Here is a 13,571-nt window from a genome sequence, read left to right as displayed (position 1 = left end):
GACTGGAATCATGTAAAAGGGAAAAGAATGCGTAACGTAGTGAAATATGTGGGTATTGGCCTGTTGGTTATCGGCCTGGCGGCATGTGACCAGAAGAAAGATGATGCGGCAGCGAACAGCAACGGTGCGAGCGCCAGCCAGTCGGCCCAGACGGTTAACCTGATGGACGGCAAACTGAGTTTCTCTCTACCGGCGGGCATGTCTGACAAGAGCGGCAAGCTCGGCTCTGAATCCACCAACATGCACGTCTATGCCGACGAAACCGGTCAGCGCGCGATTATCGTGATTGCCGGCGATCCCACCAACGAAGCGCTTGATGCGCTGGCACAGCGTCTGGAACAGCAGCAGCGCGGTCGCGACCCACAGCTGCAGGTGGTGTCTAACAAAGCGGTGACGCTGAAAGACCAGCCGGCACAGCAGCTGGATACGGTGATTTCTGCCAACAATCAGACCTCATGGTCTTCGGTGATTCTGGCGAAAGTGGATGGCAAACTGCTGACGCTGCAAATTACCTTGCCAGCAGATAATCAGCAGCAAGCACAGAGCGATGCAGATGGGATCGTCAAAAGCATCACGTTGAAATAATACCCTTCATCCTTCGAACGGCAGGTGCGTTGGCTGCATTCGTTCACCCCGGTCACTTACTAAAGTAAGCTTCCGGGGATTCGCTCATTTGCCGCCTTCCTGCCGTCCAAATGATTTTGGGTATCGATTTGGGTGTTCACGTAGGGTCGCCATTCATGGCGACTTGGTTCTGCAATCCTCGCCTTACAATCTCACTGGCGAAATGTGCCAGATCTCATCCGCATATTCCTGAATGGTGCGGTCCGACGAGAAATAACCCATATTGGCGATATTCAACGCCGCGCTGCGTTGCCACTTATCCGGCTGGCGATACAGCTTGTCCACCTTATCCTGCGTATCCACATAGCTGCGGTAATCCGCCAGCAGCTGATAGTGATCGCCGAAGTTCACCAGCGCATCAAACAGATTGCGATAGCGCCCTGGCTCCTGCGGGCTGAACACCCCGCTGGCGATTTGCGTCAGCGCCTGATGCAGCTCAGGATCATCCTCATAATACTTACGCGGGTTGTAACCGTCGGTGCGCAGCTTCTCGACCTGCGGCGTAGTGTTACCGAAGATAAAGATATTCTCCTTGCCGACATGCTCCAGCATCTCAACGTTGGCACCATCCAGCGTACCGATGGTTAACGCGCCGTTCAGCGCAAACTTCATGTTACTAGTGCCAGAGGCTTCGGTACCGGCAGTGGAGATCTGCTCGGAGAGATCCGCCGCCGGAATGATGATCTGCGCCAGGCTCACGCCATAGTTTGGAATGAACACCACCTTCAGCTTGTTCTTCACCTGCGGATCGTTGTTGATCACATTGGCGACATCGTTGATCAAGTGAATGATGTGTTTCGCCACGTAATAGGCCGACGCCGCTTTGCCGGCGAAGATATTAACGCGCGGCACCCATTCTGCGCTGGGATCGGCCTTGATGCGGTTGTAGCGCGTGATAACGTGCAGCACGTTCAGCAGCTGACGTTTGTATTCGTGGATGCGCTTAATCTGCACATCAAACAGCGCATGCGGATCGAGCACGATATCCATGTTCTTCGCCACCCAATCCGCCAGGCGTTTTTTGTTGGCAAACTTGGCGTCGGCGATCTGCTGGATAAAGGCCGGATAATCGATCTGCGTGGTCAATTCGTTGAGCTGGCCAAGATCGGTGCGCCAGTTGCGGCCAATCGCCTCGTCCAGCACCTCGGAGAGCGCCGGATTCGCCAGCGCCAGCCAGCGACGTGGCGTCACGCCGTTAGTTTTATTGCAGAAACGGCCCGGGAACAGACGCGCGAAGTCAGCGAACAGCGATTGCACCATCAAGTTGGAGTGCAACTCTGACACACCGTTAACTTTGTGGCTCACCACCACCGCCAGCCACGCCATGCGAATGCGGCGGCCGTCGTTCTCATCGATGATCGAGATGCGCGCTAACAGCTCCCAATCATCCGGGTAATATTCCTGAATGGTTTTCAGGAAGTAGTCGTTAATTTCAAAAATAATGCTGAGATGACGCGGCAGGATCTTGCCAATCATATCCACTGGCCAGGTTTCCAGCGCTTCCGTCATCAGCGTGTGGTTGGTGTAGGAGAACACCTGACAGGTCACTTCAAAGGCATCGTCCCAGCTGAATTTCTGCTCGTCGATCAGTATGCGCATCAGTTCCGGGATCGCCAGCACCGGATGCGTATCGTTGAGGTGGATGGCAATTTTGTCCGGCAAATTGTCCCAGGTTTCATGCATCTGCCAGTGACGATTGAGAATATCCTGCACCGTCGAGGAGACGAGGAAATACTCCTGACGCAGACGCAGCTCGCGCCCCGAATAGGTGGAGTCATCGGGATAGAGCACGCGCGACACGTTTTCCGAGTGGTTTTTATCTTCTACCGCGGCGAAGTAATCACCCTGGTTGAACTTACCGAGGTTGATTTCGTTACTGGCCTGCGCGCCCCACAAGCGCAGCGTGTTGGTGGCATCGGTATCAAAACCGGGAATGATTTGATCGTAAGCCATCGCCACGATCTCCTCGGTTTCCACCCAGCGCACCCGCGCGCCTTCATGTTGCAGACGGCCGCCGAAGCGCACTTTGTAGCGCGTGTTAAAGCGCTGGAATTCCCACGGATTGCCGTACTCCAGCCAGTAATCCGGCGATTCGCGCTGCTGGCCGTCAACGATATTCTGCTTAAACATGCCGTAGTCATAACGAATGCCGTAGCCGCGCCCCGGTAAACCGAGCGTGGCGAGCGAATCCAGGAAGCAGGCCGCCAAACGCCCTAAACCGCCATTACCGAGGCCGGGATCGTTCTCCTCTTCCATCAGTTCGCTGAGGTCGAGGCCCATCTCTTCCAGCGCCTGATTGAGATCCTCATAAATGCCCATCGCCAGCAACGCGTTGCCGAGCGTGCGCCCCATCAGGAACTCCATCGACAGGTAATAAACCTGCCGCACATCCTGCGAGAGCTGCGCGCGGCTGGAGCGCAGCCAGCGTTCCACCATGCGATCACGCACCGCCAGCAGCGCGGCGTTGAGCCACTCATGCTTATTCGCGATCGATGGATCTTTACCAATAGTAAACATCAGCTTATAGGCGATTGAGTGCTTCAGTGCATCAACCGTCAGCGTGGGTGAGGCATAGGTGAAAGGTGCATTCATATCAAGTATCCCAATCTCTCATTACAGCAAACGTTGATAAAGATCGCGGTAGGCTTGTGCTGCCACCTGCCAACTAAAATCCATCCCCATCGCCTGCCGCTGAACGTAACGCCAGAGTGCAGGACGAGACCACAGAACAAATGCGCGCCGAATCGCCCGCAGCAGCGACCAGGCATTACTGTCTTCAAAAGTGAAACCGCTGGCGACGCCATCCGCCAGATTCTCAAGCGAGCTGTCTTGCACCGTATCCGCCAGTCCGCCAGTGCGACGCACCAGCGGCAGCGTACCGTATTTCAAACCATACAGCTGGGTTAAGCCGCACGGCTCAAAACGGCTCGGCACCATAATCACATCCGCGCCGCCGACAATGCGGTGCGAGAAGGCTTCGTGATAACCAATCTGCACGCCAACGCGGCCCGGATGCTCCGCCGCCGCCGCAAGGAAACCTTGCTGCAGCTCCGCATCGCCCTGGCCGAGCAGCACCAACTGTCCGCCCTGCGCCAGTAAGCCCGGTAGCGCTTCCAGCACCAGATCCAGCCCTTTCTGTTTGGTCAGGCGGCTGATGACGCAGAACACCGGTGCTTTGTCATCCACCTTCAGGCCCATGGCAATTTGCAGCTGGCGCTTGTTCTCCGCTTTGCTCTCCAGCGTTTCGCTGTCGTAGCGCGCGGTGAGCAGCAGGTCGTGCGCCGGGTCCCAGATGCCGGGATCGACGCCGTTCAAAATCCCGCTCAGGCGCCCTTCACGCAGTCGCTGTTCGAGCAGTGATTCCATGCCGTAACCAAATTCCGGTCGGGTAATCTCCAGCGCGTAAGTCGGGCTGACCGCCGTAATGTGATCGGCAAAGAACAGCCCCGCCTTGAGGTAGGAAATTTGCCCGAAGAACTCCAGTCCATGCATGTCGAAGAACGCGCGCGGGATCTGGATCTCATCCAGATGACGCGCCGAAAACAGCCCTTGATATGCCAGATTATGCACGGTGAACACCGTTTTCGCCGGACGCCCGCGCGCCGCAATATAGGCGCAGGTTAAGCCAGCATGCCAGTCATGCGCATGCACGATATCTGGCTGCCAGTCGGTATCCAGCCCGCTGGCAATCTCGGCGCCCATCCAGCCCAGCAGCGCAAAACGCAGATAGTTATCGACGTAAGCAAACTGCGACGTATCGTGATACGGGCTGCCGGGACGTTCATACAATCCCGGCGCATCGATTAAATAAATACCAACGCCGTTAAATTGTCCAAAAAGTAAGCGTACCGGTCCCGCAAAAGTTTGCAACTCCGCCAGGACCTCTGTATCAGGAATCCCTTTACGCAGATCCGGAAAGGCGGGAATCAACACCCGCGCATCCGTACCATCGGCTATTTGCGCCTGTGGTAATGCACCGACGACATCAGCCAGTCCGCCGGTTTTCAACAGCGGGAAAAGCTCTGAACAGACATGTAAAACCTGCATCCTGAACCCCTATTGTTATCGCACACGTTCCACGCGGCAATTTTCTCTATATTCTTTCGTCACTTACTGACCGCCTCCGGCCAATTTGGCCAGCATGGCGCGCGTCACCAGTACGATGCCCTCTTCAGAACGGTAAAAACGACGGCTGTCTTCGTCGGGGTTTTCGCCAATGACCATGCCTTCTGGCAGTTCGCAGGCGCGATCGATCACGCAGCGACGCAGACGACACGATCGGCCAACCACCACATCAGGCAGCAGCACTGCGGAATCAATATTGCAAAACGAGTTGATGCGAATACGCGGGAACAGCACCGAGTTCACCACCACCGAACCGGAGATGATGCAGCCGCCCGAGACCAGCGAATTCATTGTCATGCCGTGGCTACCGGATCGATCCTGAACAAATTTCGCCGGCGGCAGCGGCTCCATGTGGGTACGAATCGGCCAGCTGTGATCGTACATATCCAGCTCAGGCGTGACCGACGCTAAATCGAGATTGGCGCGCCAGTAAGCTTCCAGCGTTCCAACGTCGCGCCAGTACGGCTCAGCGTTTTCATCAACCTGCACGCAGGAGAGCGTGAAGGAGTGCGCATACGCCTCGCCGCTGGCGACGATTTTCGGCAGCAGATCTTTGCCGAAATCGTGGCTGGAATCGGCTACATGCAGATCCTCTTCCAGCAGCTGATAAAGATAATCGGCGTTGAACACATAAATGCCCATGCTGGCCAGCGCGCGGGTATCGTCACCCGGCATTGACGGCGGCTTCGGCGGTTTTTCGACAAAATCGATTACGTTGTTTTCGGCATCCACCGCCATCACCCCAAACGCCGTGGCTTCAGCTAACGGCACCGGCAAGCAGGCGATGGTGCATTTGGCACCGCGATCGACGTGGTCGAGCAGCATGCGCGAATAATCCATTTTGTAGATGTGATCCCCGGCGAGGATCACGATGTACTGCGCGTTATAGCGGCGAATAATGTCGAGGTTTTGCGTCACCGCATCGGCAGTCCCGCGATACCAATGTTCGGTAGCGGCACGCTGCTGCGCCGGCAGCAGATCGACAAACTCGTTCATCTCTTCGTTGAACAGCGACCAGCCACGCTGGATGTGCTGCACCAGCGTATGCGACTGATATTGGGTGATCACGCCGATGCGCCGAATGCCCGAGTTGATGCAGTTGGACAGCGCAAAGTCGATGATGCGGAACTTGCCACCGAAGTGCACGGCAGGTTTGGCGCGTTTCGCGGTGAGATCTTTCAGGCGCGTACCGCGCCCGCCAGCAAGGATCAGGGCGACCGTTTGTGTAGGGAGCTGGCGCGCCAGCATCAGATGATCTGTTCTATCTAATTTCACCATGTCTGACTCCTTATGATTGCTTTAGGAACACACACACACCGTGTGCGGGACCGTGCCAGACAGTTGTCAGGATGGGGTTATCTTCCCCGGCGAAAGGAGGAATGGCACGCCACTCTCCGTCTGGTAAGGCGATATCACTCACCGATTCCGTGGCGTTTATTGTTATTAACCAGCGGCCGGAGAGCAGGATCTGCATTCGGTGCGTCCCCTGTTCCCACTGCTCGGTTTCCAGTGGTGTGCCGCTGGCATTGCACCACTGCACGCTGCCATCGCCCTCCTGCCACCAGCGATCCTGCGTCAACGCGGGAATGCGCTGGCGCAGACGGATTAACGCAGCAGTGAAGTCTACCAGGCCAAAATCATCCTGTTGCCAGTTCAACCAGGTCAGCGGGTTGTCCTGACAATAGGCGTTGTTGTTGCCATGCTGGCTGTGACCGCGTTCGTCACCCGCCAGCAGCATCGGCGTGCCCTGCGCCAGCAGCAGCGTGGTCAGTAAGCCATGCACGCTGCGCCGCCGCCGTTCGACAATATCGAAATTGACCTGCAGTCCCTCTTTGCCGTGGTTATGGCTAAAGTTACTGCTGCTGCCGTCGCGATTGTCTTCGCCGTTAGCCTGATTGTGTTTGTTGTTAAAACTCACCACATCGCGCAGCGTGAAGCCGTCGTGAGCGGTAATGAGATTGATGCTGGCGTGCGGCAGCCGCGCCTCACGCTGGAAAACGTCGCTGGATGCGGCAAAACGGCGGGCGAAATCGCCATTATTCAATTGACCATGCAGCCAGTAACGGCGCGCCGCATCGCGAAAATGGTCGTTCCACTCGGCGAAGTCTGGCGGAAAGTTGCCGACCTGATAACCGCCGGGGCCGATGTCCCACGGCTCGGCAATCAGCTTCACCTGCGACAGCAGCGGACAGGCTTTGATGGCGGCAAACAGCGGCGCATCCTGATGAAACTCCGGTGTGCGTCCCAACACGCTGGCGAGGTCAAAACGGAACCCATCAACATGGCAAACACGCACCCAGTAGCGCAGCGCTTCCAGCGCCCACGTCATCACCTGCGGATGACTGAGATTTAGCGTGTTGCCGCAGCCGGTCCAGTTTTGATAGTCGCCGTTGCCATCCAGCCAGTAATAGCTGGCGTTATCCACGCCGCGCAGGGAAATCGTTGGCCCGATCTCTTCCAGCTCGGCGGTGTGGTTGAACACCACGTCCAGAATCACTTCGATGCCCGCGGCATGCAGCGCTTTAACCGCCTGCTGAAACTCCTGCAGCGGCGTTAAACCGTTTTCGCCCGAGGCGTAACGCGCATCCACCGCCCACAAGGCAAAGGGGTTGTAGCCCCAGTAATTACTCAATCCCAAACGGCGCAGGCGCGGCTCGCTGGTGAATTGGGCAATCGGCAGCAGTTCCAGCGCGGTGATGCCGAGGTGGCGCAGGTACTTCACCATAGCAGGATGACCCAGCGCCGCATAAGTGCCACGCAACCTTTCCGGAATTTCCGGATGCTGCTGGGTTAAGCCGCGTACGTGTGCTTCATAGATCACCGTGTTGCCCCACGGCGTGCGCGGCGCGTGATCGTCCTCCCAGTCAAAATCTTCGGCAGTCACCAACGATTTCGGCGCGATGGCGGCGTTATCCAAACCATCCGGCTCGCGTTCGCCGCCGTTGAAACGCGCGTCGTCCGCCACTTCACCCGCCACCGCTTTGGCGCAGGGATCGACCAACAGCTTAGCCGGATTGAAGCGATGTCCCTGCTGCGGCGCCCACGGACCGTGAACGCGATAGCCGTAGCGCTGGCCGGGCTTCAGCGCGGGAAAATAGCCGTGCCAGATATCACCGCTGCGCGCGGGCAGCGCGAAACGGCGCTCAGCACCGTGCGCGTCGAACAGGCAGAGTTCAACGCGTTCGGCATGCTGGGAGAACAGCGTGAAATTAACGCCGTGCCCATCATAGTGCGCACCTAACGGTTCCGGCTGCCCCTGCTCCAGCATCAGTCGCTCTCCCGCACCAGCCAAAGTGTTGCCAGCGGCGGTAAGGTCAAACTCAGCGACTGCGGCCGACCGTGACTCTCCATCTCATCGGTGTGTACCACGCCGTGATTGCGCGTGTCGCTGCCGTGATAATCGTGCTGATCGGTATTCATGATCTCGCGCCAGCCGCCACGCTGGTTGACGCCAAAGCGATAGTTGTGACGCGCCACTGGCGTAAAGTTGCTGGCTACGATGATTTCATTGCCGTCGCGATCGCGGCGCACAAATACAAACACGGAGTTTTCGTAGTCATCGACCACCAGCCACTCAAAACCTTGCCCATCAAAGTCGAGTTGATGCAGCGGCGCGTAATGGCGATAGGTGTGATTGAGATCGCGCACCAGACGATGCACGCCGTTGTGCCAGTTATCCTCACCTTCCAGCAGATGCCAGTCGAGGCTGGTGTCGTGGTTCCATTCGCGACCCTGCGCAAATTCATTGCCCATAAATTGCAGCTTCTTACCGGGGAAACCCCACATCCAGCCGTAATAGGCGCGCAGGTTAGCGAACTTCTGCCAGGCATCGCCCGGCATGCGATCGAGAATCGAACGTTTGCCGTGCACCACTTCGTCATGCGACAGCGGTAGCACGAAGTTTTCGGTGTAGTTGTAAATCATGCCAAAGGTCATCAGCTGATGATGATAACGGCGATGCACCGGGTCGAGCTTCATATAGTCCAGTGTGTCGTGCATCCAGCCAAGGTTCCATTTGAACCAGAAGCCGAGGCCGCCATCTTCTGAAGGGCGCGTAACGCCGGGATAATCGGTGGACTCTTCCGCCACCGTGACGCTGCCCGGTGCGGCGCGACCCAAAACGCGGTTGGTGTGACGCAGGAACGAAATCGCTTCGAGGTTCTCGCGTCCACCAAACTGGTTCGGCACCCATTCGCCTTCGGCGCGGCTGTAATCACGGTAGATCATTGATGCCACCGCATCGACGCGCAGCCCATCAATGCCGAAACGCTCCATCCAGTACAAGGCGTTGCCGGAGAGATAATTGCTCACTTCACGGCGACCAAAGTTGTAGATCAGCGTGTTCCAGTCCTGATGAAAACCTTCGCGCGGATCGCTGTGTTCGTAGAGTTCGGTGCCATCGAACTTCGCCAGGCCGAAATCATCGCTTGGGAAGTGGCCTGGCACCCAATCGAGCAGCACGTTAATGCCAGCATCATGCGCGGCGGCCACGAAGTGGCGGAACTCATCGCGCGTACCGAAACGGCGCGTCGGCGCATACATGCCGAGCGGCTGATAGCCCCAGCTGCCGTCGAAGGGGTGTTCGTTAATCGGCATCAGTTCGATGTGGGTGAAGCCCATCTCTTTAACGTAAGGAATCAGCTGTTCCGCCAGCTCTTTGTAGCTGAGCCAGAAGTTGTTATCGGTGTGACGTCGCCATGAACCGAGGTGCACTTCATAAATCGAAATCGGCTGGTCAAAAGCATTGGCGGCCTTACGCTGCGGCTGCATCTCGGTTTTCGGTGGCAGCCCGCAGATCATCGAGGCGGTTTGCGGACGCATCTGTGCTTCAAAGGCGAAAGGATCGGCTTTGATGCGCATCTGGCCGGAATTATCCACGATTTCAAATTTATACAGCTGACCGTTTACCGCGCCCGGCACAAACAGTTCCCAGACGCCAAGTTCACGGCGAAAACGCATGGGATGACGTCGGCCATCCCAGAAGTTGAACTCGCCTACCACCGATACGCGACGCGCATTAGGTGCCCAAACGGCGAACCGCGTGCCGTGCACGCCATCAATGGTGGTGCCGTGCGCGCCGAGGGTTTCGTAGGGACGCAGATGCGTGCCTTCACCCAATAACCATGCATCCATCTCCTCCAGCAGCGGGCCGAAGCGATAGGCATCATCAATCAGGTTTTGCTGGCCGTGCCAGTTCACCGCCAGCTGATAACCAAAGCGGTTTTTACGACGCGGAATCACGCCACAGAAGAAACCGCGTGAGTCGAGGCAGGTAAGCTGAGCACATTTGCGTCCGGTGTTGGTTTCAATGACCCAAACATCGGAGGCATCGGGCAGCAGCGCACGCACTTCAAGGCCTGCAGCCGTTTGGTGCATACCCAGTAGTGAAAAGGGATCGGCATAATTCCCGGCAAAAAGGGCATTGATCGCCTGGCGATCGGGAAGCTCTGACATGACTTTCTTCCTATGATTTTGCGCAGGCGACCAGAGTCGGCAGGATTATCGCCTCGGGTGCGCTGCTTTTCATTGAGCCATAGGTACACCGTGAGGACACAACCGTCCGTGGGAAAGATCTTCACCGTGTACAACAACCATTCAGTTCGAAAAAACAAAAACAGTTAACAACCGGCACATCTCTGTTAAATCATAGCTTGGGGATAGCAGAAGCCAGGGAGGATCGTGAAAAATACTTATCGGGCAAGCAAAAAAGGGAAGCGGATCACTTGTCAGGCGCAATTTGCATGAATTTTTGCAGCCTGGATAATAAAAAAAGGCCGGGAAACCCCGGCCTTTCTGATTTGCCGCTGCGCTTAGTCGATCAGCAGACGCAGCATGCGGCGCAGCGGTTCAGCCGCGCCCCACAGTAACTGATCGCCCACCGTGAAGGCAGAAAGGTATTCCGGTCCCATATTCAGTTTGCGCAGGCGGCCTACTGGCGTGGTCAGGGTGCCGGTGACGGCGGCTGGCGTCAGTTCGCGCATGGTGATGTCGCGGTCGTTTGGCACCACTTTCACCCATTCGTTATGCGAGGCCAGCAGCTGTTCGATTTCGCTCAGCGGCAGGTCTTTTTTCAGCTTCAGAGTGAATGCCTGGCTGTGGCAGCGCAGCGCGCCAACTCGCACGCACAGGCCATCAACCGGAATCACACTGCTGGTACGCAGGATTTTGTTGGTCTCCGCCTGGCCTTTCCACTCTTCACGGCTCTGGCCGTTATCCAGCTGCTTGTCGATCCACGGAATCAGGCTGCCCGCCAGCGGTACGCCGAAATTGTCGGTTGGCAAAGTGCCAGAACGGGTGAAATCGGTCACGCTGCGTTCGATATCCAGAATTGCCGAAGCCGGATCCTGGAGCGATTTCGCCACGTGGTCATGCAGCATGCCCATCTGCGTCAGCAGTTCACGCATATGACGCGCGCCGCCGCCCGATGCCGCCTGATAAGTCGCCACCGAGGCCCATTCAACCAGATCGTTAGCAAACAGACCGCCCAGCGACATCAGCATCAGGCTGACGGTGCAGTTACCGCCGACAAAGGTTTTGATGCCGTTATCGAGGCCCTGACGAATCACATTATGGTTAACCGGATCGAGAATGATGATGGCGTCATCTTTCATGCGCAGCGTGGAAGCCGCGTCAATCCAGTAACCCTGCCAGCCGCTTTCGCGCAGCTTCGGATAGACTTCACTGGTGTAATCGCCGCCCTGGCAGGTGATAATAATATCCAGCGCCTTCAGCGCCTCGATATCAAAAGCATCCTGCAGCGCACCGGTCGACTTACCGCCGAATGTGGGTGCCGCCTGACCAAGCTGTGACGTGGAGAAGAAGACCGGATTGATGACATCAAAATCGCGTTCTTCGCTCATGCGTGACATCAGCACTGAGCCGACCATGCCACGCCAACCAATAAAACCTACATTCTTCATTTTCTGTCCGTCTCGGGTGCTCTCGAAAGAGGCCGTGTGGTGCGAGGAAAAGACTGGCCGGATAATCGTGCCGGTCTGCGTAATAATCAGGTTTACCTATGACCGTCAACTCTACAAAATGCAGCACTTCTGGCAAGTGAATTAATTCGATTGCGCCAACTTTTTCAGCAGTACAACTAATAATGGCTAACCAACATGACTGAAATGATATCCGCGACCATATTGCTGTTGTTGATTATGGATCCGCTGGGCAACCTGCCGATTTTTATGTCGGTATTGAAGCATCTGGAACCCAAACGCCGCCGCGTGGTACTGATGCGCGAAATGCTGATTGCGCTGATTCTGATGCTGCTATTTTTATTCGCCGGTGAACGCATTCTGGCGTTTCTCAATCTGCGCACCGAAACCGTGTCGATCTCCGGCGGCATCATTCTTTTTCTGATCGCCATCCGCATGATTTTCCCGTCAGAGGAGAGCAGCTCGAGTGGCTTGCCGGCCGGTGAAGAACCGTTCCTCGTGCCGCTGGCAATTCCGCTGGTGGCCGGTCCGTCCCTGCTGGCGACGCTGATGCTGTTGTCGCATCAATATCCCAACCAAATGACGCATCTGGTCGGCGCGCTGCTGATCGCGTGGGGTTTGACGGTGGTGATTCTGCTGATGTCGGGGCTGTTTTTACGCCTGCTGGGCGACAAAGGCGTTAACGCGCTGGAGCGCCTGATGGGATTGATTTTGATTATGCTGGCGACGCAGATGTTCCTGGATGGGATTCGTACCTATCTGAAGCTGTAATACATTCAGAGCGCAGGCAGCGTAGCGGCGCAATTTATTGCGCCGCTACGCTATGTGCATGAATTGAATGTGATGCTTTTTTGAATATTACTTCTGCTTCTTATCGATCGGTTTACCCGACCAGTAACCGGCCAGCAGCGAACCTGACAGGTTGTGCCACACCGAGAACAGCGCGCCCGGCAAGGCCGCTAACGGCGAGAAGTAAAGTTTGCCCAGCGTCGCCGCCAGACCTGAGTTCTGCATACCCACTTCCAGCGCCAGCGTGCGGCAGGTCGATTCATCGAAGCCAAACAGCTTACCGCCCCAATAACCGCCCAACAGACCGATCGCGTTGTGCAGGATCACCGCCACAATCACCATCAAGCCGACAGAACCGATAAAGCCCTGGCTGCCAGCCACCACCGCGCTAATGATCAGCAGAATGCACACCATAGAAAACGCCGGCAGATAAGGCTCAACGCGGCGCACCACGCTATTCATGGAGTGATGGATAATCAGACCCAGGCTAATCGGAATCACCACGATTTTCACGATGCTGAGCAGCATACCGACCACATCCACCTGAATGTGGGTATCAACGTAGAAGCGTGTTAGCAGCGGTGTGGCGAATACACCTACCAGCGCCGACACGGATGAGATGGTCACCGACAGCGCCACATCGCCCTTCGCCAGATAAATCATCACGTTTGAAGCGGTGCCGCTGGCCACGCTGCCGACCAGAATCATGCCTGCCGCCAGATCCGGTGGCATCTGGAACAGCTTCGCCAGGCCCCACGCGGCCAGCGGCATCACCAGATAATGCAGGAAAGTCCCGGCGATCACCGGCGCAGGACGCACTAGCACGCGTTTGAAATCATCAATGTTTAGCGTCACGCCCATGCCGAACATAATCAGCATCAGCAGGTAAGTCACCCACGGCCCAATGCCGAGAAAGGTGCCAGGAGAATAATAAGCAGCGACCGAGAGCAGCACGGCCCAGAGCGGGAACAGGCGGGTAAGTTTGCCGAGCATAACCAGACTTCCTTAGGAATTTTTTTATATTGCCACAGATGAAATGTCGCGCAGGGAACGACCACAGCGACGGACGCGGGATCATAACATTTCATTATCTTG

The 13,571-nt window shown here is 56.6% G+C and carries 9 protein-coding genes; 2 read left to right on the top strand and 7 right to left on the bottom strand.

Annotation, left to right across the window (positions count from 1 at the left end):
* Nucleotides 1-27: 27 nt before the first annotated feature.
* Nucleotides 28-585 (top strand): DcrB family lipoprotein, encoded by a 558-nt coding sequence (locus tag ACYAC5_RS01480; protein WP_061718408.1) that lies wholly within the window; start codon nt 28-30, stop codon nt 583-585.
* A gap of 183 nt (nt 586-768) precedes the next feature.
* Here the strand turns inward: ACYAC5_RS01480 and glgP are convergent, their stop codons facing one another.
* The 6 genes from glgP to asd all read right to left on the bottom strand — a co-directional run bounded on the left by glgP (nt 769) and on the right by asd (nt 11,669).
* Complete coding sequence (glgP, locus tag ACYAC5_RS01475) at nt 769-3,216, bottom strand: glycogen phosphorylase (protein ID WP_192236047.1); 2,448 nt, start codon at nt 3,214-3,216, stop codon at nt 769-771.
* Between the two features lie 21 nt (nt 3,217-3,237).
* Nucleotides 3,238-4,671, bottom strand: coding sequence for a glycogen synthase GlgA (glgA, locus tag ACYAC5_RS01470; protein ID WP_101763108.1), 1,434 nt, complete (start codon nt 4,669-4,671; stop codon nt 3,238-3,240).
* A 63-nt stretch (nt 4,672-4,734) separates the two neighbouring features.
* Nucleotides 4,735-6,027 carry a glucose-1-phosphate adenylyltransferase gene (gene glgC / locus ACYAC5_RS01465; RefSeq protein WP_101763109.1) on the bottom strand — a complete coding sequence of 431 codons (1,293 nt, stop codon included), beginning with the start codon at nt 6,025-6,027 and terminating at the stop codon, nt 4,735-4,737.
* Between the two features lie 10 nt (nt 6,028-6,037).
* Entirely contained in the window at nt 6,038-8,017 is a 1,980-nt protein-coding gene (glgX, locus tag ACYAC5_RS01460) for a glycogen debranching protein GlgX (protein WP_462062287.1), read from the bottom strand.
* Entirely contained in the window at nt 8,017-10,203 is a 2,187-nt protein-coding gene (glgB, locus tag ACYAC5_RS01455; protein WP_192236053.1) for a 1,4-alpha-glucan branching enzyme, read from the bottom strand. The genes glgX and glgB overlap by 1 nt, the downstream gene beginning before the upstream one ends.
* A gap of 356 nt (nt 10,204-10,559) precedes the next feature.
* Complete coding sequence (gene asd / locus ACYAC5_RS01450; protein ID WP_101763112.1) at nt 10,560-11,669, bottom strand: aspartate-semialdehyde dehydrogenase; 1,110 nt, start codon at nt 11,667-11,669, stop codon at nt 10,560-10,562.
* 195 nt (nt 11,670-11,864) lie between these two features.
* On the opposite strand from asd, the gene ACYAC5_RS01445 reads away from it, so the two are divergent.
* Complete coding sequence (locus ACYAC5_RS01445; RefSeq protein WP_110868123.1) at nt 11,865-12,458, top strand: YhgN family NAAT transporter; 594 nt, start codon at nt 11,865-11,867, stop codon at nt 12,456-12,458.
* A gap of 87 nt (nt 12,459-12,545) precedes the next feature.
* Here the strand turns inward: ACYAC5_RS01445 and panS are convergent, their stop codons facing one another.
* A complete protein-coding gene (panS, locus tag ACYAC5_RS01440; RefSeq protein WP_101763113.1) occupies nt 12,546-13,469 on the bottom strand; it encodes a ketopantoate/pantoate/pantothenate transporter PanS in 924 nt (307 codons plus the stop codon).
* Nucleotides 13,470-13,571 lie beyond the last annotated feature (102 nt).

The organism is Pantoea sp. y20, from assembly GCF_054903455.1.
Note: the sequence above shows the minus strand (reverse complement) of the source record. Positions and strands in the feature narration are given on the sequence as shown.